Here is a 26299-nt window from a genome sequence, read left to right as displayed (position 1 = left end):
GGTGTTGGTGTTGGTGTTGGTGTTGGTGTTGGTGTTGGTGTTGGTGTTGGTGTTGGTGTTGGTGTTGGTGTTGGTGTTGGTGTTGGTGTTGGTGTTGGTGTTGGTGTTGGTCAGAAATAAAAAACAGTGCCGTATAAAATACAAGCACTGTTTTGATGTAATAATTAAGATTTACAGCCTGATTATTGGCCGTAAATATTTACACGATCACGTAATTCTTTACCTGGTTTAAAGTGAGGAACATATTTACCTTCTAGTTCCACTTTATCACCAGTTTTTGGGTTACGGCCAACGCGTGGAGCACGGTAGTGAAGAGAAAAACTGCCGAAACCACGGACTTCAATACGCTCACCGTTAGCTAACGTATCCGCCATATGCTCAAGAATTTCCTTTACAGCTTCCTCAACGGTTTTTGCTGAAAGATGAGACTGCTGGCTAGCCAGTCTTTCAATTAATTCAGACTTGGTCATAGTACCTCCCTAAACTACCGTTACAAAGGGGCAACGCTACTGTTGCCCCCACTTAATTATTCGCCTTTAGCTGCTTTGAAAGCTTCAGCCATAGCATTGTTGCCGAATGCTGTATCTTCTTGTTTGTTCACAGCTGCGACAGCGTCTTTCTCATCAGCTTCGTCTTTAGCGCGAACAGACAGGTTGATTACACGGTTTTTACGATCAACACCAGTGTATTTAGCTTCAACATCATCACCAACGTTCAGAACCAGTGTTGCATCTTCAACACGGTCACGTGAAGCTTCTGATGCACGCAGGTAACCTTCAACGCCCAGTGTCAGCTCAACAGTTGCACCTTTAGCATCAACTGCGATTACTTTACCAGTTACGATTGCGCCTTTCTTAGTTGCTGCTAAATAGTTATTGAATGGATCTTCAGCTAACTGTTTAACACCTAAAGAAATACGTTCACGCTCTGCGTCGACTTGCAGAACAACAGCTGCGATTTCATCACCTTTTTTGTATTCACGAACTGCTTCTTCGCCTGCAACGTTCCAGGAAATGTCAGACAGGTGAACCAGGCCATCGATGCCGCCGTCCAGACCGATGAAGATACCGAAGTCAGTGATAGACTTGATTTTACCTTCAACGCGGTCGCCTTTGTTGTGAGTTTCTGCGAATTGCTGCCATGGGTTAGATTTGCACTGTTTCAGGCCCAGTGAGATACGACGACGTTCTTCATCGATATCCAGAACCATAACTTCAACAACATCACCAACGTTAACAACTTTAGATGGGTGGATGTTTTTGTTAGTCCAATCCATTTCTGAAACGTGAACCAGACCTTCAACGCCTTCTTCGATTTCTACGAAGCAACCATAGTCAGTCAGGTTAGTAACGCGACCAGTCAGTTTAGTACCTTCTGGGTAACGTTTAGCGATTGCGACCCAAGGATCTTCGCCCAGTTGTTTCAGACCCAGAGAAACACGAGTGCGCTCACGGTCGAATTTCAGAACTTTAACATTGATTTCATCACCAACGTTGACGATTTCGCTTGGGTGTTTAACACGTTTCCAAGCCATGTCAGTGATATGCAGCAGGCCGTCAACACCGCCCAGATCAACGAATGCACCGTAGTCAGTAAGGTTCTTAACGATACCTTTAACTTCCATGCCTTCTTGCAGATTTTCCAGCAGTTGATCGCGCTCAGCGCTGCTTTCAGATTCAATTACAGCACGACGAGAAACAACAACGTTGTTGCGTTTCTGATCCAGCTTGATTACTTTGAACTCAAGCTCTTTGCCTTCCAAGTGAGTAGTATCACGAACTGGACGTACATCAACCAGTGAACCTGGTAAGAACGCACGAATACCGTTCAGCTCAACAGTGAAACCACCTTTAACTTTACCGTTGATAACACCAGTTACAGTTTCAGCTTCTTCGTAAGCTTTTTCCAGCATCAGCCATGCTTCATGACGTTTAGCTTTCTCACGAGACAGGATAGTTTCACCGAAACCATCTTCTACTGCATCCAGAGCTACATCGATTTCATCGCCAACTTGGATTTCTAGCTCACCCTGAGCATTTTTGAACTGTTCTACTGGGATAGCAGATTCTGATTTAAGACCTGCGTCAACAAGGACTACGTCTTTATCGATGGCAACAACAGTACCACGGACGATAGAACCAGGACGAGTTTCAATATTCTGCAGGGATTCTTCAAAGAGTTGAGCAAAAGATTCAGTCATATTAATGATCTTCAAGAGTTTTAAATTAACGTCCACTTAGCTTCCCGCCAAATGGGGTTGTTTCACATACCCCACAACATTCCATGTCGCAAGGTTGATGCTACGCTAATAATATAATCACATAGCGGTAACTGCGTATATTATCTAATTATAAGCTAAAATAAAGCCTATTATCACGATAATTGTAGAATTTTTTTTGCATAGGTGTGTGCTTTTTCAATAACTTCCTCAATAGACATACTTGTGGAATCCAGCACTAATGCGTCTTTCGCGGCAATAAGAGGTGCAACAGAGCGATTACGATCACGAAAATCCCGCTCTTCAATTTCGCTTAAAAGACGTTCAAAATTAACATCAAAACCTTTTTCTTGCAACTGCTTCATCCGCCGATGAGCCCGTTCTTCCGCGGAGGCATCAAGAAAAATTTTTACCGGTGCATCGGGAAAAACCACCGTTCCCATATCACGGCCATCAGCAATTAGCCCAGGATGGGTTCTAAATGCACGTTGGCGTCGGAGTAAAGCTTCACGTACGCGAGGAAAAGTGGCTGTTTGGGATGCAGTGTTTCCTACTGTTTCGGTTCTAATTTGATTCGAAACATCTTCCCCTTCCAGAATGACTTTCAGTACATTATCTTCAGGAACAAATTTCACATCTAAATTTGCAGCCAAAGGAACTAACGCATCTTCGGATTGGATATCAACATGGTGATGTAACGCAGCTAACGCTAATACACGATAAATCGCGCCAGAGTCTAAAAGTTGCCACCCAAACTCGTTTGCTAATGCTTGGCAAAGCGTACCTTTACCTGCTCCGCTTGGTCCATCAACGGTGATTACAGGGGCTATCGCCACCATAAAAAATCTCCTTTTCTGCAAATAGCCTAGCTACCCGCAATTAAAATCTGTGAAGGTATTATACCAATTCAGTAGATTTGTGAAATAAGCAGGTTCTGATGATTGCTAAAAAATAAGAAAAAGTTGATATTTGAATCGTAAAAATCAGGTTGATATCAAAGAAAATAATATCAACCCAATCAATAGATTAATGACTTAGACGTGCCAACTGTTCGAAGTAATCAGGAAAAGTTTTTGCAGTGCAGCCCGGATCCAAAATTGTTACTGGTGTATCTGATAATGCAACTAACGAAAAACACATTGCAATACGATGGTCGTTATAGGTTTCAATTTCAGCATGTTGTAATTTTTTCGGTGGAACAACACGAATATAATCATGCCCTTCTTCCACTTCAGCGCCAACTTTTCGTAACTCTGTCGCCATCGCATATAACCGGTCGGTCTCTTTTACCCGCCAGTTATAGATATTACGAATAACCGTTTCGCCTTCAGCAAACAGGGCAACCGTTCCAATGGTCATTGCCGCATCAGGGATCGCGTTCATGTCCATATCAATACCTGTCAATGTTCTGCGTTCACATTCAACGTAGTCATCACCCCAACGAATAGTCGCGCCCATTTTTTCTAATACGTTGGCAAATTTAGTGTCCCCTTGCAAACTATTGCGCCCAATTCCTGTTACACGCACTACGCCCCCCTTAATGGCGGCCGCAGCGAGGAAATAAGACGCTGATGAAGCATCACCTTCCACTAAATATTCGCCTGGTGATTGGTATTGTTGCTGCCCTTTGATAACGAAATATTCATATTGATGATTTTCGACATTAACACCGAACGTTTTCATTAATGCTAATGTGATATCAATGTAAGGTTTGGAGACTAACTCGCCAATAATTGTAATTGTTGTGTCTTGCTCTGCACGCGGTGCCGCCATTAACAGCGCAGTTAAAAACTGGCTGGAAACAGACCCATCAACTGAAATTTGGCCACCGATAAAACCACCTTTTAAACGTAATGGTGGGTAATTCTCTTGTTCCAAATATTCAATCTCTGCACCGCCTTCCCTCAGCGCATCAACCAAATGCCCAATTGGGCGCTCTTTCATGCGAGGCTCACCCGTTAAAATAATATTATTACGGCTTAGTGATAGTGCTGCAGTCAGTGGGCGCATTGCAGTTCCCGCATTGCCTAAAAAGATTTCTGTTTCATCTGGATGAGATAAATTTCCACCTAAACCTTCTACACGACAACGTGTTTTATCTTCAGACAATTGGTAGTTAACACCTAGCTGGCTTAATGCATTCAGCATATGGCGAATATCATCACTGTCCAATAAGTTAGTGAGTGTGGTCGTTCCTTTAGCCATCGCTGCTAATAATAGTGCGCGGTTTGAGACACTTTTTGACCCTGGCAAATTAATTGTGCCGTTGATTGAATAAATAGGTTGTAATGTCAGGGATTGCATAAAAAGCAGTTTCTCCAGTGAAGTTTTGCAAGTAAATAAAATCTGGCTCTATTTTCTTTTAAGTCAAATAAGAAGAGCACAGATAACCGACTGAACATCCTATTTCAGTCGGCAAATCTCATTATTGAGCGTTATGGCGTTCGAAATCAGCCATAAAATCAACCAAAGCCTGTACACCAGCTAATGGCATCGCATTATAGATTGACGCACGCATACCACCAGCCACTTTATGGCCTTTTAGAGAAAGTAAGCCTTGCTCTTTGGCTTCTTCAATAAATTTCGCATCAAGTGCCGGGTTTTGCATTTGGAACGGTACGTTCATCCAAGAACGGTTTTCAACCGCAACACGGTTAATATAGAACTGGCTATCATCAATTGCATTGTAGAGTAATTGTGATTTTTCATAATTACGCTTAGCCATTTCTTGCAAACCACCTTGCTCTTTTAACCATTTGAAGACCATCCCCGCGAGATACCAAGCAAAGGTCGGTGGAGTATTAAACATTGAATCGTGTTTTGCTAATACCGTGTAATCAAATACAGATGGAGTCTGAGGCGAAGCTTTACCGAGCAGGTCTTCTCGAATAATAACGATAGTTAATCCAGCTGGCCCAATATTTTTTTGAGCTCCCGCATAAATTACACCATAACGGCTTACATCAATCGGTTTAGATAAGATAGAAGAGGAATAGTCAGCAACAATAATTTTATCTTCAGGGAAATCAGGTTCCTCATGAATAGCTAAGCCACCAATGGTTTCATTTGGGCAATAGTGAACATAAGCGGCATCATCACTTAATGGCCACTCTTTCATAGGTTTTAAACTAACAATGCCATCTTTTTCTTCAGTAATTTGAATTACATTAGGTGTACAGTATTTTTCAGCTTCTTTTGCTGCTGACTCTGACCAATAGCCGCTTACAATGTAGTCTGCGGTCGTTTTATCACCTAGTAAATTCATTGGTAACGTCGCAAAATGGGCTCGAGCTCCACCGTGACAAAATAAAACTTTATAGTTATCAGGGATGTTTAATAAATCACGTAAATTTTGCTCTGCTTCTGTTGCCACTTCGATAAAGTCTTTTCCGCGATGGCTAACTTCCATGACAGAAACGCCTAAACCCTTCCAATTACAAAACTCTTGTTCAGCACGACGCATGACTTCAACAGGTAGCATAGCTGGACCTGCACTGAAATTATAAACCTGACTCATTGACCTCACCCTATCCATCTTCAATTATGGTTAATAAAATTCACTCAGATAATTAAAGTTGTACCACTCCAAGCCTTTAGCTGCAACGGTTATTGTCAGCAATCCCAAAAATGAAAGGGGGGTTATTTTTTGATAATGGGGAAAAGAATTTTGTTAATCTTGTCACACTCTCGACAAGCACCATTTTATGGAGAAATTAACAATAAATAAGCGATAATATCCCGAATTACATCATTGCGCTGTGTTTCGGGATATTCATTGAAATGTCTTTTATTGAAGATTAAAAATTAGCGAATAACTTTGCTTACGATCTCAATCGCTTCTTTTTCTATTTGGCGTAAATGATCTTCTCCACGGAAGCTTTCACAATAAATTTTATACGCTTCTTCCGTACCTGATGGCCTTGCTGCAAACCAGCCATAATCAGTCATGATTTTTAAACCACCAATTGGCGCATTATTACCGGGGGCTGCGGTTAAACGCTGTGTAATTTTATCTCCTGCCAATGTATCTGCTGCAACCATTTCCGGTGATAATTTACTTAGCTTCGCTTTTTCTTCGTGAGTAGCTTTCGCTTGAATACGATTGTAAATCGGTGCCCCAAATTTTTTGGCGAGGTTATTATAACGCTGCTGCGGGTTTTCACCGGTAACCGCCGTAATTTCCGCGGCTAGTAAGCAAAGAATGATACCGTCTTTGTCTGTTGACCAAGGTGTGCCATCGAATTTTAAGAATGATGCCCCTGCACTTTCCTCACCGCCAAAACCTAGTTGTCCACTGAATAACCCATCAACGAACCATTTGAACCCTACAGGCACTTCAACTAATTCACGACCGATATCATTAACAACACGGTCAATCATCGCACTTGAGACAAGTGTTTTCCCTACCGCAACATTTTTTCCCCACTGAGGGCGGTGTTGGAATAGGTAGTCGATTGCCACAGCAAGATAGTGATTTGGGTTCATTAAACCATCGGGGGTAACAATGCCATGACGGTCATAGTCAGGGTCATTAGCGAAAGCTAAATCAAATTTTTCTTTCATCCCAAGCAAACCCGCCATTGCCCAACTTGATGAGCAATCCATACGGATAACACCATCATGATCCAAAGGCATAAAACGGAACGTTTGGTCTAATTGGTCATTTACGATTTCAATATCTAATTGATAATATTCAGCAATTTTTTTCCAGTATTCAATACCGGAACCGCCTAGTGGGTCAACACCAATTTTCAAACCAGACTTAGCAATCGCTTGCATATCAACAACTTCGCCTAATGCAGAGACATAAGGCATAACCAAATCTTGCTGAATAACGTATTCACTCGCCATCGCTGTATCAAAATTGACTCTTTTAACCCCTTCCAGGTTATTGACTAGCAATTGGTTTGCATTTTTTTCAATAACAGAAGTTAAATCGGTATCAGCCGGCCCGCCATTCGCAGGGTTGTATTTAATACCGCCATCTTCAGGTGGGTTATGTGAAGGCGTAATTACAATGCCATCCGCAACATCTTGGTGTGATTGGTTATAACTTAAAATAGCGTGAGAGATAGCTGGAGTTGGCGTAAAACCATTATTTTCCTGAACAATTACATGAACTTGATTTGCCGCTAACACTTCAACCACTGTAATAAACGCTGCTTCTGATAACGCATGGGTATCTTTCCCTACAAAACAAGGACCTGTTACACCTTGCTTTTTGCGTAAATCGGCAATTGCTTGTGCAATGGCTAATATGTGGTTTTCATTAAAATTTTTACGCAACGAACTACCACGATGCCCTGATGTGCCAAACTTAACAGCTTGAGATGTATTATCGGGTTGTGGTTGCTGCGTATAATATTGAGCGGTTAATTGAGCGACATTGATCAAGTCACTTTGAAACGGAAGCTGCCCTGCACGTTCATGTATTGTCACTTGTTTTCTCCCAAAGCACTGATGCTTTGTTATCAACATCAGTGGCCTTTCAGTTTTTAAATAGTATTACAAACTTTTTCAATCACATTGGTTGGAAATTGCATTTCCTGCATGATCGCATCAACCATGCTACGTTTACGATTCGTATTCGTATTCGTGATCACCCAATAGGGTGTTCCTGGTATATGACGCGGCTTAGATTGCTTACCAGCTGCAAGTAATGTTTGTTCATCACCAGCAAAATAAATACGAGTTCGGCCATGCATTAACTCTGTTGCACTCGCAAAACGATTCGCATCTAAACTATATAAAGTAGATAAAATCAACATAAAGCGGTCAATCGCTTTACTTTTTTCTGCATAAGCGTCAGATAACAGAAGCTCTCTAATGACTCTAACAGGGTTTAATGCAACAGCAGGTGTACTCATCGCAGGTTCAGCCTTAATAACAGCATGTTCCTGACTAATTTCTTTTGCTTGTACTGGCTGCCCGGATTTGAAATTTAACATACGGCGCAAAATATCCGATGCACTTTCACCGATATGCTGTGTATGGCTCGCAATATAGCGGTAAAGCTCTTCATCAACTTCTATCGTTTTCATTTTTTCCCAGTACTTTTTTAACTAAAATTTGCGGTGTGATTATAAGACAGATTTAAAAAAAACAAAACAATTAAAATTTCAATAACTTAAAGTAAACATTATTCTAAGTTCAAAGATAATTCAGTGGGTTATCATGCCATGACTTCCAGTATTTTGCCTCAGTGATCAACTTCAATTTTCTAAAATTCATTGGCTAAGGATATTTTGATTATCGACTCATTGACTTACCTCAGCCAAAATCGCAGCTTATTTGACCATTTGGATTTTATTCATAGCCGTGACATGATAAGACCACATGTACCGCTGACGAATTGATCAAACAAATATGACTGTGTTACTTAACCATACTATCCATAAACCTGAAAATCCAATCTCAAATAGTCCTATTGTACTCATACATGGGTTATTTGGTGACCTCAATAACTTAGGTGTTTTAGGACGTAATCTACAACAATATTTCGATACGATTCAAATTGATGTTCGTAATCATGGTGACTCATTTCGTGATGAGCAAATGAGTTACCAACAAATGGCCCAAGATGTTATTACTCTAATAAAGTCTTTAGGTTACGAAAATGCTATTTTAATTGGTCACTCTATGGGTGGCAAAATCGCCATGGCGGCAACAGCAATAGCCCCTAGTTTTATTAATAGTATCGTTGCTATTGATATGGCGCCTGTCGCTTACCAAGTCCGTCGTCATGATAAAATATTCGCGGCGCTTGATGCCGTTACAGCAAAAAATGCAAAAACTCGCCAAGAAGCTACTGTGATTATGCGTGATTACATTAATGAGGATGGTGTTATCCAATTTCTGCTTAAATCCTTTAAACAGGGTGAGTGGAAATTTAATTTACCTGCCCTAAAAGCTAATTATGAAAGTATTATTGGTTGGGAAATAGTACCCGCCTGGAATAAACCCGTGCTGTTAATCCCAGGAGGAAATTCCCCTTATGTACAAGCTGAATATAAAGAACAAATCGCACAACAATTTCCGCAAGCCAAAGCGTGGGTTGTTGCTGATACAGGGCACTGGGTTCATGCAGAAAAACCAGACCATGTTTTAAGAGCTATTCATCGTTTTTTATCTATCCCTGAATAATTGAACACATTTAAATATAGATATTGAAAAGATATATAGCTTTTCAATATCTTTAAATATATTTGTAGTTAAATATAATTACTTTATTAATTACATAATAAGACTAACTTCAATACACAGTGAATTACAAACCCTGTATTATCCAAATTCTACTCCACCTTATTACTATCTAGTGCATATTTTATCAATGCAAATTTGGAATTAAAAATTCAAATAACTTAAGGAATTTATTAATATAGAAAATGGATAGTCTCAAATCAAAATCAACATTATACTTCATTAGTGTTATTGCTAAGTTATCAGGGCAAGTAAATCCTAAAGAACTAGAACAAACACTCAATCAATCTATTGGTTATAATGAAAAACTTAACATTATTAAATCGAAACATGCCATTCTCTGTAGGAATAAATATCAGAAGAATAAAAATGTAACTAAAATCGTATGCCCTGCTATTTTATATAATACCAAAGGAGAAGCCATTCTATTAGCTAACTGCAATCAAGAACAAGTACTCATTCAGCAATTTGGGAATACGCCCCCAGAGATATGGAGTATTGATGAGCTGAATCAACAATGGAATGGTCATTGGTTAGAAGTAAACCTTAAGCAGGGTCAATTTGACATTACCTGGTTCCAAGTTGAATTTATGAAATACAAACCCATTATTTTGTGGGTTTTATTCTTTTCATTTATATTACAAATACTCGCATTAGTTTCCCCTATTGTTATGCAAGTTATTATGGATAAAGTACTCGTTCATAATAGCTTAGTCACATTGGACGTTTTAATTTTTGGGTTAATTATTGCGGCGTTAATAGAAGTGACTTTGAAAGGGTTACGTGAGTATATTTATCATCACACTGTTAACCGCATTGATATGACACTGGGCTTGAAGCTGGTAAATCATTTACTGAGACTGCCTATTCCCTTTTTTAAAAGCAGGCAAATAGGCGCAATTGTCACCCGAGTAAAAGAGCTCGAAACTATTCGTGAATTTTTAACCAGCAGCTTTTTTACTCTATGTGTCGATGTGCTATTTTTATTTGTATTTATTTTTGTGATGAATTTGATCTCCACAACACTCACAATAATATTTTTGTGTTCTATTCCTTTTTATCTTTTATTAGCTTGGTGGTTAACGCCTAAAATTGAATCTGCTGCACAACAACAGTTCACCAATATTGCCATCAATACCTCTTTTTTGACCGAAAGTATCAATGGGATCGAAACAGCCAAAAGCTTATCCGTCGAACCAAATTTCACTCGTCGCTGGGACGGCCAAACCGCTGATATGAGCCAAACTAACTTTGTATCAGGGCAAATAAGCTCCCGCTCTGAACATCTAGTGATGGCTATTGAAAAAATCACCAGTGCTATTGTTTTGTGGGTTGGTGCTTCTGAAGTTTTAGCGTTGCAGATGACGATTGGCCAGCTTATTGCCTTTTACATGATGGTTAGCCACGCTAACCAGCCCCTCATCAAACTAACTAAACTATGGGGGGACTACATTCGAACCAGTGTCGCTATCGAAAAACTCTCCCAAATTATTAACTTACCTACCGAACAATCACAGCAAGAAAATAAGTTATCTCTTCAAGGGCATTTAAATCTAAAAAATATCTCGTTCCGCTACCAACCTAACATGCCATTTGTTCTAAAAAACTTTAATTTAAATATTAAAGCGGGAGAAACTATTGGTATTGTTGGGACATCAGGGTCAGGTAAGAGCACCCTCGCTAAATTATTACTACGGCTTTATACCCCTGAAAGTGGTGCTATTTTTGTGGATGGAACCCCCATGTCTGCGATTAACTTGCACTCCCTTAGACAACAAATTGGTATTGTTTTACAGGAAAATTTCTTATTCAGCCAATCTGTTTTTCACAATATCGCTCAAACCTCACCGGATGCCTCCATGGACGAAGTCGTTCATGCCGCCAAAATGGCGGGAGCACACGATTTTATTTTGAAATTACCAAAAGGTTACGACACCGTTCTTGCCGAGGGGGGAACATCACTTTCTGGCGGCCAACGCCAACGTATTGCTATTGCTAGAACACTGCTTTCCAACCCTAAAGTGATTATTTTTGATGAGGCAACTAGCGCTTTAGATGACGAATCCCAAGCCGTTATTCAAGAAAATATGCATATTATTGCAAAAGGAAGGACCATCATCACAATTGCTCACCGCCTATCAACTATTCGCCATCACCAGCGGATCATTGTGATGCAAAATGGTGAAATTATCGAGCAAGGTAGCCATCAGCAACTTATTGAACAAGGTAATTTTTATAAACATTTGTGGACTCTACAACAGTCTCTGAAATCAGACATGGACGTAAAATGAAACATCGATTAGACAAAAACCGTTATAACAGCTTTTTGCCTTCACACTTGGCGATATTAAAAACACCACCGTCTTACTTGGCACTATACGTCGCTATTTCTATTAGTGTAGGCGTTTTTCTTGCTGTGACTTGGTCATTTTTTGGTAAGTTGGATATTCAAGCAACCACGCAAGGTAAACTTATTGTTTCAGGACGAACACAGTTAATTCAAGCGTTTGAATTAAGTCGTTTAGAACATATTCATGTCACTGATGGGCAAGTAGTAAAACAAGGGGATCCTTTAATAACTGTCAATGTATTAGGTGTTGACCAAGATATCCTGAGTTTAAATTACCAACATAACTTCCATGTAGCCGAAATATTAATTTATCAAGCATTGATTTCACAACAGCCTATTGAGCAATTACCTTTATTTAACCAATTAACTGAACTAGAACAAAACAATACACGGGCTAGCTATCAAACACAAAAAATAGAATTTGATTCATTAATTAATGAACTTAATAATGAAATTCAATTAAATACTGTCAATCAGCAAGCTAGAAAAGACGAATTACTCACTATCAATTCCCTCATCGTAAACATCAAAAAGCGTCTCGATGCACACCATTCGTTAACTAAAAAGCAGTTGATCAGCCAGAAGGAATTTTTAGAACAAGAGCGAGAACTATTAATCGCTAAAAAAGAAAAAGTCACCAAATTATCTGAGCTTTCCATTCTGAAAAGCCAGTATCAAGCCTTAAATGAAAAGGTAGACAGAATTAAAGTCCAAAAAAACCAAGAGTGGGATGAAAAATACAAACAAGCTGACTTTAAGCGGGCTTCCCTTGAGCAAGAACTATTAAAAAATAAAGAAAGAAACCAATTAGAAATCATACGGGCTCCCGTTGATGGCACGATACAACAACTTGCTACACACACTATAGGTGCAGTGTTACAACCCGCACAGCAGTTAATGGCTATAGTACCTAATAATCATGTTCAACTAGCTGAAATTAAAATCTTAAATAAAGATATTGGTTTCATCCATGAAGGGTTAAGAGCAGAGGTGAAAATAGATGCTTTCCCTTACACTCGTTATGGCACAGTTGAAGGGGAAGTGATTTCCGTCTCTCGTGACAGTACTCTCGATGAAAATCTTGGGTTAGTGTTCTTAGGGCAAATAGGTCTTAAGCAAAAAGAACTATTAGTTGATGGTGAGTCTATTGAGTTGACACCCGGTTTATCCATTGTGGCAGAAATAAAAACGGATAAACGCCGTATTATTGATTACTTACTTAGCCCAATCAATGAATACACCTCAAACGCGATGAGAGAAAAATAATCGATGGAACAGTTAAATAATCATGGCTTGGATGCCTTAGTTTGGGTGGCTAAATATTATCAAAACAATGTTTCATCTGACCAACTAAGACATGCTATTGGCATGCAAACTTTATCCCCTACTGAGTGGGAAATTAGAGAATGCGCACAGACATTGGGGTATGAAACCGAGCTTATTGCAGCACAATATACACAATTAAGTACGCTACCTTTGCCCGCTTTAATCTATATAAATGGTTTCTGGCAAGTGATTAGCCAAGAAAATGAATTGGTACTCATTAACCCAACTAATGATGAACGAGAACCTATTTATAATTCGATTGGGCATCAACAAGCTAAATTTGACGTATTACTCATTAAGGAGCAATTAGAGCCGGAGCAAAAAAAGACCTTTGGTTTTAGCTGGTTTATTCCCTCTATTTTGCGACAACATGTTAAATTACGAAATATTTTTATTCTCTCTGCCATTATTCAGCTTTTCGCCTTAATTAACCCACTGTTGTTTCAAAATTTAATCGACAAAGTGTTAGTTGGCCGCAGTCTCTCAAATTTACACGTTATTGCATTGGCGATTTTTGCCATTGCTGTTGCAGAGCCGATATATGGTTTTATTCGTAATAAGATTTTTAGTCATAGTAGTAGCCAGATAAGCGCTGAATTATCAGGGAAAATTTATCGCCATTTAATGGCCTTACCTTTAAATTATTTTAAGCTAAGGCCAACAGGGAAAATTATCGCAAGGATCCGTGAATTAGCTCATATAAGGCAGTTTTTAACGGGCTCGACACTGATGCTATTCATTGACTTTATCTTTGTTATCCTTTTTGTCGCGGTTTTATTTTCCTATAGTAGTTTGATGGCTTGGATTTTATTGGGCTCTATGGGGGTATTTTTTGTTTTATGGATGGTTTTAGGCCCAATCATTCGCCAACAAACTCAAAAATCTTACCAAGCCGATGAAAATGGTCTCACTTTTCTCACCGAAAGTATTACTGGGATTGAAACCATAAAAACGACAGCAACAGAAAAATACTTTAATCAACGCTGGAAAAAAATATTTAGCAAGCAGCTAACTCAAAGCTTTAAAGTATCAATGCGCAGTGAAGTTGCCTCTCAGTTAATGACACTTGTGAGTAAAATAACTACCGCAATTCTTTTGTGGGTTGGTGTCAAGGAGGTATTAAACGGTGGGATTTCTCCTGGCGAATTAGTGGCATTTAATATGCTAAGCGCGCATGTTACACAACCTGTATTGCGATTTGCTCAAGTTTGGCAAGATTTCCAACATACCATCATTTCATTGCGTCGGGTGGGAGATATTCTTGATGAACCTGTAGAAAATGAACGTAAAGGGATTGCAAACACTTCAAATATTCACGGAAAAATAGAGTTTCAAAACATCCGATTTCGTTATCAACCTGATACGCCTGAAGTTATCAATAATTTGTCATTAATGGTTAATTCTGGTGAATTTATTGGGATTACTGGCCCTTCTGGTTCTGGAAAAAGCACCTTAACGAAATTATTACAACGACTTTATGTACCACAACATGGGCAAGTTATTGTTGATGGCATGGATTTAGCTGTCGCAGATACTGTGTCATTACGCCGAAAAATGAGCGTTGTATTACAAGAAAGCACTTTATTCGTCGGTTCTATCGCAGAGAATATCCGTTTAAGCCACCCGCAAGCGACTAACGAACAAGTTATTCACGCAGCAAAATTAGCTGGAGCATATGACTTTATTATGGCATTGCCTGATAATTTTAATTATCCCTTATCAGAAAAAGGCTTGAACCTTTCAGGTGGTCAACGTCAAAGAATTGCACTTGCGCGCGCTTTACTCACCGAACCAGACATTTTAATTCTCGATGAAGCCACTTCTGCGCTCGATTACGAGTCAGAAGCTGCCATTATGGAAAATATGCCTTTAATTACGCAAGGAAGAACAGTCATTAGTATTGCTCACCGACTCAACACGATTATGCATGCTGATAGGATATGTGTTATTTGCCAAGGAGAAGTACACGAAATGGATACACACGAAAACTTGCTCAAATCAAATGGCTTATACGCCAATTTATGGCGCCAACAAACGCAATAACACGGATAAAAAAGCATCACACCTATAGCGAGTGGTGCTTTTTTACTAAAAGCGCTCATTTTACAACCGATTAAACCAAATCATCGTAGATGAAGCTATAGCACAAGGGGATTAGCTAGGGTATCATGGCGCGCTGAATTACTGGCACACCCTTTTAGCAGTTATAGACATGGCAAAAGAACAAACGGATCGAACTACACTAGATTTGTTCGCTGAGGAACGAAGGCCTGGGCGACCTAAAACAAGCCCGCTATCACGGGATGAACAACTGAGGATCAACAAACGCAACCAACTGAAACGAGATAAAGTGAAAGGATTGCGTAGAGTTGAATTGAAACTGAACGAAGAAGCTGTCGTGATATTGAATCAGTTAGCTGAAGATAAAAATATAAGCCGTAGTGAATTGATCGAAGAAATTTTGATGTCACAACTTGAGCATGTTAACACATCAATACTCAAATAACGTTATCTTGATAAATCACACAAATTTGACAGACTTAGCATCATTTTTTCGCCAGAATAAGGCGTAATATTCTATCTATTTTCGTTCTAAGTGGGCTCTAGAAGGCGAATTTTCACTTCTAGTCCTCTTAGAAAAACAAGAGGTTAATCACTTTATGGCAGTCATAGGCATTTTCTTCGGAAGTGACACAGGTAACACAGAAAATATTGCCAAAATGATCCAAGAAAGATTGGGCAAAGATGTAGCAGAAGTTCACGATATCGCAAAATGCAGTAAAGAAGATATTGAAGCTTTTGATATTCTACTTCTCGGTATTCCAACTTGGTATTATGGTGAAGCTCAATGTGATTGGGATGATTTCTTCCCTACTCTCGAAGAAATTGATTTCGAAGGTAAACTTGTCGCCTTATTTGGTTGTGGAGACCAGGAAGACTACGCTGAATATTTCTGTGATGCTATGGGTACGATCCGCGATATTATTGAGCCTCGTGGTGCTGTTATTGTTGGTCATTGGCCAACAGAAGGTTATCACTTTGAAGTATCCAAAGGTATGGCAGATGACAACCACTTTATTGGTTTAGCTATTGATGAAGATCGTCAACCTGAGCTAACTGATGAACGTGTTGATGCATGGGTAAAACAAATCTCTGAAGAAATGTCTTTAGCTGAAATTTTAGGCTAATAGGTCATATAAAGAAACCTTACCCATAGATTGCACCACTGTCTTGTACAAAATGAATCACTTAAGCCAGTGGCGTAATCTAAAATAACCGATAAGGTATCCTAATAGGATAGGTTCTCAAGAGATTATCAAAATAATGAGACAATGCATGGTTTCTATTTTTATTTTCCATGCCTATAATTGTAAATCAGTTTAGAAGACAACTGTATTGATGTTAAAAATGTCTCATTATTGTTAAATTTATGATTTAAGATACAGGACAAACCCGCATGACAGACAACAACAAAGCATTGAAAAATGCTGGACTCAAAGTCACTCTTCCAAGATTAAAAATTTTGGAAGTACTTCAAGAGCCTGAGTGCCACCACGTCAGTGCGGAAGATCTCTATAAAAAGCTGATCGATATGGGCGAAGAGATCGGGTTAGCAACCGTATACCGCGTGTTAAACCAATTTGATGATGCAGGTATCGTAACCCGTCACAACTTCGAGGGTGGTAAATCTGTATTCGAGTTAACTCAGCAACATCACCATGATCATTTAATCTGTTTAGATTGTGGAAAAGTGATTGAGTTTACTGACGAATCCATTGAAACTCGCCAAAAAAATATCGCTGCTCGCCATGGCATTAAACTATCTAACCATAGTTTATATCTATATGGTCATTGCGCAGATGGTGATTGCCGTGATAATGCTGACGCACACGAAGCAAAAGAGTAATAGTATTCAACCATCGCTGATAAAACGTAATGGTTAAAAATACCAAAACCCTGATAATAAACTTTATCAGGGTTTTTTATTTTAAATATCCATATTTTTTTCACTCAATTAGTGATAATTTATGATGAATAACTTAAATTTAACTATTTATCACTACAATTTTTAGTTAATAAAAAATTTTCCTAGAAACTATAATAGTTGCAATTCAAATCAAAACCCTTATATTATTTCACTGATGAATATATTCTATCATCTAGAATTATACTTATATATCAAAGTGATATATAAATAACATTATAGATGTTTTCTAATTTTTCATACTATATAAAAATTATTTTATTTCCTTTCTATTATTTTAACTATAATTTAGAAAGTTGATGATTCAAATGTAGCCATAAAGTTAAAATACACTTTAAATGCACAATTACATTTATTGACTAAACTAATTACGTATTTTAGTAATTTGTAAGAGATTATCTGATGAAAAAAACATATCTTTTTCTCAACACAAGTTTTTTCTTCTGGTTTCTTACTTTAATAGGGTGGTTTTTTAGCTATTTATCTATCACCTTATTTTCGTTCGTATTATCAGTGCTATTCTTGATCTTATACTTCAATCAAAAAAAGGTAAGTAAAATGTTCACCAAAAGACAAAACAAGCCCACGCCTACATCGACGCCCCCTTCTATAAGTAATGAGCCTGAAGTGACTGCAAAGATAGAAGAACAAATTACACTATCAACGCCTACTATTAGTGAAGAAAAATCGAATACGGTTATCTCTAGGGACGTTATTTTTGAAGGGAATATTACCTCTAATGAGCAAGTACATATCTATGGAAAAGTCATTGGAAATATAACAGGAAAAGATAATACTGTTAAAGTCATGTTAAACGGCCAAGTCACGGGAAATATCACCTGTAAAGAACTGGTAGTTAATGGGCGTATTGAAGGTGAGTGCTTATCTGATACTATTTGTATTGAAAATAATGGCGAAATCCACGGTACTATCCATTACAGTAGCTTATCAATTAAAAAAGGAGGGGTTTTATCTGGCCATGCTCAAATTAAAAATCCTCCTCATCAATCGGAAAAAGTTACCATATTAAAAGATAAGTTAAAACAAGACGCTATCATACCCAATGAAAGTGTAAATAACGCTTCTTTGTAGTCACCATAAAAATAAGGTGAATATACCCACCTTATTTTCAATTTTTATATCAGTATTTACACCTATTAAAACATCTCATTAATATTAAAATATATAACAAACCTCTTTCCTATATAGGCAAATGACTGCCATAGTTCCCCTATAGCAGTCATTTGTTACTAAAATATTTTCTACTCTAGAATACAGTAAATGGCATCATTACCATAAACTTAATATCTTTTTCATCTTGGAAAATATTTCCATAACCACCACCATAACTCGGAATATCTGTATGATTATCATATTTGGTAAAATGTAGCTTAAATAGCGTATCTTTTGCTCTACCTGACTGCACGGTATATAAAATATCAAAGTTCCATGCACTTTCTTTTAAGCGTACATCTTGAGCATATTGGCTATTCGTACTTGGTTTAGCATCCCAACCATAAATATATGAGGTTCCAACTTTCCATCCAGCTAAATCCCAATTTTTTAAATCATACATAACACCAGCCATAACGGCTTTTTCATTATTAGCATTCCAGTCTGAACGGCCATCCCACCAGATATCCATGCGGCCATTTGATGTTGCCCAACCAGGGGTCATACGCTGTAGGAAATAACCTTGATTACCTTTAGCTTTTACATAGGTTCCCTCTAATTTAAAATCAAATTCATCGTAGGTGTAACCTAATGTCATCGCTTGCAACCAAGCTAAACCGTCATAAACATCATTAACTCCGCCGTCTGAAACCTTGTCTTTTGCTCCATAAAATTGATAAGACATACGTAAATCACGGTCTACAACAGGAACAGCATAGGAAACCTTGGCAAAATATTGGTCCATATAGCTTTTTGCTTGCCCATATGCCCCTTCAAGAACTAAGTTGTTTTTAAAGTCATATTTGAAACCAATTGATTGTAAATAGCTGATCCCAGTTTTACCATCCGCTTCACGAAAATCATACATACTGCGGTACCAAGGTGCTTTATAGCGGTCGGTCCACATATAGGACATGCTGAGTTCACCATTTTGCTCAAAATCAAACACCCCGCCCACCTCTAATCCACGGTATGTTCCAGGCATATAACTCCAATGGGATGCTAATAGCGTTTGCCCCGTTGGTTGAATATAGCCGCCTCTCCCCCAGAAAGGGCCATATTTCAATTTTGCAGCCGCTTTATAAAAAGTCACACCACTACGATCCCCTGTCCATTTTTCATCCCAACGTGATTTTGCGTCACTAAAACCGATTTCATTTGGTGCAGCAGGCCCACTGTTCGATAGCTCAATAGCTGTAAAACCCGCTAAATCAAGCCCAATAATGTCCTGAAAATAGCCTGATGAGAAATCTAGGCTGGCATTAAACGTTGAGTGTTTAAGATTATCCGCATACTTTTTATATTTATCACTATTAGGGTCTAAATCTTTACGTGAACGATCTCGTTGCCAGTAGTAAAGGCCACCAGTAAGTTTTGAATCTTCAAGAAATTGCTCCGCATGCATGATTGGCTGGTAACCAATAGGCAGCATCGCTATTGCGATTTTTAAGACGAGCAATTTCCTGCCAGTATTGACATTTTTATTAACCATTCTTGTATTCCTCTAATATTTTTTAATTTTATTTTTCGGCCGAAATACGATTTAACTTTCCATTTAAATCTAAATATTCACAATGAGTTATGCCTCTTGCGATGTATTTAGCCTATTTTTTGCAACGCGAATTATCAACACAGATACAGGCTTTGTTGCCAAAATATGATCAACGACACATTAATTTTAATTAATTGCCATTATCACCAGTGATGACCTTGCTAAAAATAAAATGTAATAAATTGATAAATATAAAAAATATATAGAGAATACACATAAGAAAGGGTTCAAGATAAAATCAATAAATTAACTGTTTGTACCTTAATTTTTCCTATTTTGTAGGAATTCTCAAAGTTCTATCACCACATTGACCTAATTGCCTTAAAAAAGCTCAGATTACTGAGTCAAATAATTAGGATAAATGTTGTTGTACTGAAAAATAACATACGTAAGTATAAAATTTCTTAACAAACAATAAAGCTAACGGGGTACAGGCTACTGCACCCCGCTGTATTAAATTAACACTTGTTTTGATAATTAATATTTTTCGAATAATGCCTGAATTTGCTGAGGATCTTTAGTCTGAGTTAAGGCTAACTGAAGCAATACACGCGCTTTTTGCGGGTTCAACCTTTCTGAAGCAACAAAACCATATAAGTTATCATCCACTTCGGCATTTCTTGTCGTATAACCTGTTGGTACACGACTTGAACGAACGACAACCACGTCTTCTTTCGCTGCTTTTGCTAAAGCGTCAAATACCGCTTTATACATATTACCGTTACCCACACCTGCGCTTACAACCCCTTCAACCCCTTCTTCTCTCAAAGCTTTCACCGGAGCCGCTGATGCATTGGCATAATTGTAAACAATGCCTACCGCAGGGAGCTTTTCGAGTTTACTGACATCGAATGCCGCTTTGTCACCACGAGGTTGCGCTGCTTGGAAATAAGTGACTTTACCATCATGAATAAAACCTTCTGCCCCACCATTAACTGCATCAAATGCCTGTACTTCAGTGGTGCTCATTTTCATCACATTACGGCCTTGCACGACTTTATCGTTCATTGCCATCAGAACACCGCGCTCTCCAGCAGACTTATCCGTCGCTAAAACTACTGCATTATACAGGTTCAAAGGACCATCAGCGCCCAAAGCTGTTGAAGGACGCATTGCACCAACCAAAACAATTGGCTTTTTACATTGCGTGGTTAAATCAAGGAAAAATGCCGTTTCTTCTAAAGTATCAGTACCATGAGTGATTACAAAACCATCTGTTTTATCGCAATCTTGGTTAATTTTTTTCGCGAGGCTCAGCCAGACTTGGTCATTCATATCTTGTGAGCCAATATTCACCAATTGCTCACCACTTAAATTGGCAATTTTTTTGGTTTCTGGCACTGCATTAATTAAAGCATCAATCCCTACTTTACCCGCTTGATAACTGGAAGATGTGGCTGAATCACCGCCACCTGCTATCGTTCCCCCTGTCGCCAATACTGTAATATTAGGTTGAGCGATAGCGGATACGGCAAACAGTGAAACCAATGTCGCCAAAAGCGCTTTATTTCTGTTTTTCATCCTATTTTCCTTTCATTAATAAACTTCAGTTATTATGTGAAATTATGCTGAATTTTATGTGACCTATACAATTATTTTAGGATAAATAATGAATTTTAAGATGATTTATCTGTGAATAAATAAAAAGCGTGAGGCTTGCGACAAAAATCCGTATCATAGGCCGTTTGAAACACTCTATTCACAAGTGACTGACAATGAGCCAAACTTTTATTCCCGGCAAAGATGCCGCTCTTGAAGATTCCATCGATGCATTTCAAACCAAATTAAAGAAATTAGGGTTTGATATTGAAGAAGCCTCTTGGTTAAACCCTGTACCCAACGTTTGGTCTGTACATATCCGCGATAAAGCGTGCCCTCTTTGCTTTACTAATGGTAAAGGAGCGAGCAAAAAAGCCGCATTAGCCTCAGCGCTTGGTGAGTATTTTGAGCGTTTATCAACGAATTACTTCTTTGCGGACTTTTACCTTGGTAAATCTATCGCTGAAGGGGATTTTGTTCATTACCCTAATGAAAAATGGTTTCCACTAACCGAAGATGATAGTTTACCTGAAGGGTTATTAGACAATCGTTTGATTAAATTTTATGACCCCGATAACGCCTTAGCCGCCAGCCAATTAATTGACTTACAATCCGGCAATGAAGAACGTGGTATCTGCGCCCTGCCATTTACCCGCCAATCAGACAATCAAACCGTATATATTCCAATGAATATCGTTGGCAACCTATATGTTTCCAACGGAATGTCTGCGGGAAATACCGCCAACGAAGCGCGTGTACAAGGCCTTTCCGAAGTCTTTGAACGCTTTGTTAAAAATAAAATCATTGCTGAAAGTATTAGCTTACCGGCTATCCCTGCTGACGTCATGGCTCGTTATCCTGCGGTAGTTGAAGCCGTTGAAACCTTAGAAAAAGAAGGTTTTCCAATTTTCTGTTATGACGCATCACTAGGCGGCCAATACCCTGTAATTTGTGTGGTTTTGTTCAATCCACAGAACGGGACTTGTTTTGCCTCATTTGGTGCTCATCCTGACTTTGGTGTTGCCCTTGAACGTACAGTCACCGAATTGCTACAAGGCCGTGGCTTAAAAGACCTCGATGTATTTAATGCACCGACCTTTGATGACGAAGAAGTGGCTGAACACACAAACCTTGAAACTCACTTTATTGATTCAAGCGGTTTAATTAGCTGGGATTTATTTAAAGATGATGCCGATTATGCCTTTGCAGATTGGAGCTTTAAAGGCACAACTCAAGAAGAATTTGCAACGCTTATTAGTATTTTCAATACATTAGATGCTGAAGTCTATATTGCAGATTATAACCATTTGGGTGTCTACGCTTGCCGTATTTTAGTCCCAGGTATGTCTGATATTTACCCAGTAGAAGACTTACATATCGCCAATAACGCGATGGGCGCTTATTTACGTGACACGATTATCAACCTACCTGATAGCCAATGGGAAAAACAAGATTATCTTGCACTTATCGAGCAATTAGATGATGACGGTTTAGATGATTTTACCCGTGTTCGTGAATTACTTGGGTTGGCTGTAGGTAAAGACAATGGGTGGAGTAACCTGCGTATTGGCGAACTAAAATCCATGTTGGCACTGGCTGGTGGTGATCTCGAGCAAGCACTTGCTTGGGTTGAATGGACACAAGACTTCAATAGCTCGGTATTTACTGCTGAGCGTGCAAATTATTATCGTTGCTTGCAAACCCTGTTGTTGTTATCCCAAGAAGAAGAACGTGATCCTGCACAATACTACAACGCCTTTGTACGTATGTATGGTCAAGAGGCAGTAAATGCTGCATCAGCCGCTATCGCTGGGGAATCATGCTTCTATGGCTTGTGGTCTATTGACGAAGAACTTAAAGCACTTCCTGCGCATCAAGCCTTGCTGGCTGCTTATGAAAAGCTGCAAAAAGCAAAGCGTGATAATGCATAATGTGAATTAAATCGTTGACGGGGAACTTGCCCCGTCAACATTTTCACAATTTATTGGTTTATATTAATTATAAATCCAATGAACGTTTCCATAATAAGAAATCAAACTGTTCTAATCGGTCCGCTTGAACCTGATAGTCACCGCTTGCCGTTTCAATCACCCGTTCAAATAACCCTTTACTAATTGTTGGTAGTGGAACCCCATCAATAATTGGCCCGCAATCATAATCAATTATGTCTGACAGACGCTCTGCAATGGCACTATTAGTCGATATTTTTAAAACTGGCACAATCGGGTTCCCTGTAGGAGTTCCAAGTCCTGTTGAAAAAATAACCACATTACACCCCGCAGCAACAAGGCCGGTAACCGCATCAACATCATTACCCGGCGTGCAAACTAATGATAACCCGCTGTCAGGCATAGGCTCCGCATAGTCACACACCGCACTAATCGGCGACGTTCCGCCTTTTTTAGCCGCTCCCGTCGATTTAATTGCATCTGTTATTAATCCATCTGCAATATTACCGGGACTCGGGTTATCGGCAATCGTAGTATTAAAGAAATTTGCTGTCTTTTCATAACGCTCCATCAAGTCTAAGAATTTTCTCTTATCCTCAAAAGACACGCACCGTTTCACCATATCCCCTTCTGCACCACACAATTCAGGGAATTCAGCTAAACCTGATGCGCCCCCCAAGGTCACTAACCAATCAGAAACTAGCCCCATCGCAGGATTACCCGAAATACCAGAAAAACCGTCAGAAGCGCCACATTTCACACCGAGTTTTAAATGAAACAACGGAACATCCACACGGGACTGTGGTTCGACAGCCTTCATGCACTCATAAGTTTGCTTCAAAGCGGTTTGCATCATTTCTTCTTCGCTATTCCATTCTTGCTGGCGGAAGTAAAGTGCAGGCTTATTAAAATTGGAGTTTCGAGCAGCAAGTGACTCTTTAAACATTTTGCGCTGTGCTTTTTCGCAGCCCAAACTAAACACCGTAATACCAATCACATTAGGGTGATCTGCATAGGCAGCAAGCACATCACACATCGTTTTACTGTCAGAAGTCGCCCCACCACAACCACTCGTGACCGTAATGCAACGCACACCTTCTATATGTGGGAATAATTTAGGTTTTGCGCCTTCCCTTTGCTCGCCTGCGGTTAAATCTAACGCAAAGTTTTTCAAACTATTATTGGTATAACCTAATGCCTCATTTAAGGCATCAGTGAGCTTTGTTACATTGCGGTTTTCACAAAATACTAATGGAAAGATTAACCAATAGTTTGCAGTTCCCACTCGCCCATCTTCACGTATATAGCCTTTAAATGTACGTCCTTGATATGCCGATACATCTGGCGCATTCCACTCATATGGCGCATCTTGCTCTAAAGAAACCGGAGCTGCATAGTGGCGAATATTATCGACTGTGATAACTTCACCTTTTGCGATTGGCTTTGTGGCTTTTCCCACTGCAGTACCATACATCGAAACAATACCATCAACGGGTATCGCTTCCATGGCGAACTTGTGTTTTGCTTTCACATCGGTCACTAGGGTCACTTCTTCACTTCCCCAGTGGTAGATATCGCCTGCTTGCAGGTCTTTCAAAGCAACAATTAAGTTGTCGCTCTCATCAATTTTGAGAATTTTTTGCATGTCACACCTTCCTAAAAATTGTCATTAGTTAGATGACAATGCTTTGAGGTTGTTGTTATGAGTGTTTTTTTTAAGTAATGCGATTAAAATGGCACAACCGACGGTGATCACCGCTAATGTCACGATACCTGCGGTATTGCTATTCATCATTTTATCGACTTCCACGCGAATGATTGGTGCGAGGAATGAACAGAATGCCCCCATGGTGGTACAGAAACCAATTCCTGCTGCTAATGCAGGACCACTTAATAACTGAGGTGGAAACGTCCAAAACACCGGTTGAACGGATAAAAAACCAACAGCGCTTAAACATAACGCCGCAATAGCAAAAACAGGGCTCGCAAATGCTGACAATGCCAAACCTAATGCTGCGGCTAACATACACAGAACTGAGATTTCGATACGACGAGTTGGATGACGGTCGGCAAAACGAGGAATGTAATACACTCCAAATGCAGAACAAGCCCAAGGTATTGCCGCAACTAAGGATTGTTTAAAACCTAAGCTTTCCCCCATTAAGGACGCAACTTGGGAAGGCAGAAAGAACATCAAACCGTATACTGAAATTTGGATCGTGCCGTAAATCAGTGCAAGGTGCCAAACTTTGATATTTTTTAGTGCAGATAATACTGATGTGGTTTCAGTTTTTGCATTTTCTTTAGCTAATTGTTCAGTTAGGGCTTTTTTCTCTTCTTCGGTTAAAAAACGGGCTTTTTCAGGGCTATCATCCAAATAAAAGAAGGCAAAAATACCAATCACAACAGCGGGAAGGCCTTCAATGACAAACATCCAGAACCAGCCCGGCCGACCTAACCAACCATGCAATTCCAGTAACGCGCCGGATAATGGCGAGCCCAGTGTCAACGCCAAAGGTACGCCTAAAACAAAGATTCCAATTACAGACCCGCGTACATTATTGGGGAAATAAATGGAAGCTAATAATAGAATACCTGGATAAAAACCGGCTTCCCCCAACCCCAATAAGAAACGTAAAATAATAAATTGCGTCTCATTGGTGACAAAACCTGTCATTGCAGACAGAACGCCCCAGATAACTGTCGTAATACTTAGCCATTTTTGCGCCCCTATTTTGTTTAAAATCAGGTTTGCAGGGATGCCAAACAATGCATAAGCAGCAAAGAAAATCCCTGCGCCGAATGCAAAAGCAGAATCGGATAAACCAATGTCGACTTGCATCGCATCTTTAGCAAAACCGACATTCACACGGTCAATAAATGCAACAAAATACAAAATAAACATCAGAGGTACTAAACGTTTCCACGATTTGGCTATCGCAGAATTTAAAACAGGATTGTTATAAGCTTTCGTTGTCGCCATGATATTTTTCCCTGTTGGTAAGAT

At 39.2% G+C, this 26299-nt stretch carries 20 protein-coding genes; 9 read left to right on the top strand and 11 right to left on the bottom strand.

Annotation, left to right across the window (positions count from 1 at the left end; all coding sequences use genetic code 11):
* Positions 1–182: 182 nt before the first annotated feature.
* The 7 genes from ihfB to seqA form a co-directional block, all read right to left on the bottom strand.
* Positions 183–470 carry an integration host factor subunit beta gene (gene ihfB / locus PR834_RS05695; protein WP_004256221.1) on the bottom strand — a complete coding sequence of 96 codons (288 nt, stop codon included), beginning with the start codon at positions 468–470 and terminating at the stop codon, positions 183–185.
* Between the two features lie 56 nt (positions 471–526).
* A complete protein-coding gene (gene rpsA, locus PR834_RS05690; RefSeq protein WP_004909559.1) occupies positions 527–2200 on the bottom strand; it encodes a 30S ribosomal protein S1 in 1674 nt (557 codons plus the stop codon).
* A gap of 173 nt (positions 2201–2373) precedes the next feature.
* Positions 2374–3057, bottom strand: a complete 684-nt coding sequence (gene cmk / locus PR834_RS05685; protein WP_094960688.1) for a (d)CMP kinase — start codon at positions 3055–3057, stop codon at positions 2374–2376.
* Between the two features lie 187 nt (positions 3058–3244).
* Entirely contained in the window at positions 3245–4522 is a 1278-nt protein-coding gene (gene aroA / locus PR834_RS05680) for a 3-phosphoshikimate 1-carboxyvinyltransferase (RefSeq protein WP_172767340.1), read from the bottom strand.
* 121 nt (positions 4523–4643) lie between these two features.
* On the bottom strand, positions 4644–5735 hold the full coding sequence (gene serC / locus PR834_RS05675; RefSeq protein WP_036957913.1) for a 3-phosphoserine/phosphohydroxythreonine transaminase: 1092 nt from the start codon (positions 5733–5735) through the stop codon (positions 4644–4646).
* Between the two features lie 287 nt (positions 5736–6022).
* The gene (gene pgm / locus PR834_RS05670) at positions 6023–7657 is read right to left on the bottom strand and encodes a phosphoglucomutase (alpha-D-glucose-1,6-bisphosphate-dependent) (protein WP_112308212.1); all 1635 of its coding nucleotides are present in this window, start codon (positions 7655–7657) and stop codon (positions 6023–6025) included.
* Between the two features lie 56 nt (positions 7658–7713).
* Positions 7714–8259 (bottom strand): replication initiation negative regulator SeqA, encoded by a 546-nt coding sequence (seqA, locus tag PR834_RS05665; protein ID WP_004256238.1) that lies wholly within the window; start codon positions 8257–8259, stop codon positions 7714–7716.
* Between the two features lie 325 nt (positions 8260–8584).
* On the opposite strand from seqA, the gene ybfF reads away from it, so the two are divergent.
* The 8 genes from ybfF (at position 8585) to PR834_RS05625 (ending at position 18171) form a co-directional block, all read left to right on the top strand.
* Positions 8585–9361, top strand: a complete 777-nt coding sequence (gene ybfF, locus PR834_RS05660) for an esterase (protein WP_272525552.1) — start codon at positions 8585–8587, stop codon at positions 9359–9361.
* 242 nt (positions 9362–9603) lie between these two features.
* Positions 9604–11709, top strand: a complete 2106-nt coding sequence (locus PR834_RS05655; protein WP_272525551.1) for a peptidase domain-containing ABC transporter — start codon at positions 9604–9606, stop codon at positions 11707–11709.
* Positions 11706–13034 (top strand): HlyD family type I secretion periplasmic adaptor subunit, encoded by a 1329-nt coding sequence (locus PR834_RS05650; protein WP_272536504.1) that lies wholly within the window; start codon positions 11706–11708, stop codon positions 13032–13034. Before PR834_RS05655 ends, PR834_RS05650 begins: the two co-directional genes overlap by 4 nt.
* Before the next feature lie 3 nt (positions 13035–13037).
* Entirely contained in the window at positions 13038–15137 is a 2100-nt protein-coding gene (locus PR834_RS05645) for a type I secretion system permease/ATPase (RefSeq protein WP_272536503.1), read from the top strand.
* A 169-nt stretch (positions 15138–15306) separates the two neighbouring features.
* Complete coding sequence (gene ybfE / locus PR834_RS05640; RefSeq protein WP_004256256.1) at positions 15307–15600, top strand: LexA regulated protein; 294 nt, start codon at positions 15307–15309, stop codon at positions 15598–15600.
* A 154-nt stretch (positions 15601–15754) separates the two neighbouring features.
* Positions 15755–16282 carry a flavodoxin FldA gene (fldA, locus tag PR834_RS05635; protein ID WP_004256261.1) on the top strand — a complete coding sequence of 176 codons (528 nt, stop codon included), beginning with the start codon at positions 15755–15757 and terminating at the stop codon, positions 16280–16282.
* Positions 16283–16551: 269 nt separating this feature from the next.
* Positions 16552–17001, top strand: coding sequence for a ferric iron uptake transcriptional regulator (gene fur / locus PR834_RS05630; protein WP_004256285.1), 450 nt, complete (start codon positions 16552–16554; stop codon positions 16999–17001).
* A 636-nt stretch (positions 17002–17637) separates the two neighbouring features.
* Positions 17638–18171, top strand: coding sequence for a bactofilin family protein (locus PR834_RS05625; RefSeq protein WP_231135914.1), 534 nt, complete (start codon positions 17638–17640; stop codon positions 18169–18171).
* A gap of 175 nt (positions 18172–18346) precedes the next feature.
* Here the strand turns inward: PR834_RS05625 and chiP are convergent, their stop codons facing one another.
* Positions 18347–19744 carry a chitoporin ChiP gene (gene chiP / locus PR834_RS05620; protein ID WP_004256290.1) on the bottom strand — a complete coding sequence of 466 codons (1398 nt, stop codon included), beginning with the start codon at positions 19742–19744 and terminating at the stop codon, positions 18347–18349.
* Positions 19745–20281: 537 nt separating this feature from the next.
* Positions 20282–21325 (bottom strand): L-asparaginase 2, encoded by a 1044-nt coding sequence (gene ansB, locus PR834_RS05615; protein ID WP_004256291.1) that lies wholly within the window; start codon positions 21323–21325, stop codon positions 20282–20284.
* A 194-nt stretch (positions 21326–21519) separates the two neighbouring features.
* Between ansB and ycaO the strand changes: the two genes are divergently transcribed.
* Positions 21520–23274: a 30S ribosomal protein S12 methylthiotransferase accessory factor YcaO gene (gene ycaO / locus PR834_RS05610; RefSeq protein WP_004256292.1), complete on the top strand. Its 1755-nt coding sequence runs from the start codon at positions 21520–21522 to the stop codon at positions 23272–23274.
* Between the two features lie 67 nt (positions 23275–23341).
* On the opposite strand, the gene PR834_RS05605 is transcribed toward ycaO, so the two are convergent.
* Both PR834_RS05605 and PR834_RS05600 read right to left on the bottom strand, forming a co-directional pair.
* Positions 23342–24937 (bottom strand): UxaA family hydrolase, encoded by a 1596-nt coding sequence (locus tag PR834_RS05605; RefSeq protein ID WP_004256293.1) that lies wholly within the window; start codon positions 24935–24937, stop codon positions 23342–23344.
* A gap of 24 nt (positions 24938–24961) precedes the next feature.
* A complete protein-coding gene (locus PR834_RS05600) occupies positions 24962–26275 on the bottom strand; it encodes an MFS transporter (protein ID WP_262960917.1) in 1314 nt (437 codons plus the stop codon).
* Between the last annotated feature and the right edge of the window lie 24 nt (positions 26276–26299).

It is taken from the genome of Providencia sp. PROV182, from assembly GCF_028480325.1.
Taxonomy (GTDB): Bacteria; Pseudomonadota; Gammaproteobacteria; order Enterobacterales; family Enterobacteriaceae; genus Providencia; species Providencia hangzhouensis.
This window is presented reverse-complemented; position numbering and strand designations above follow the sequence as displayed.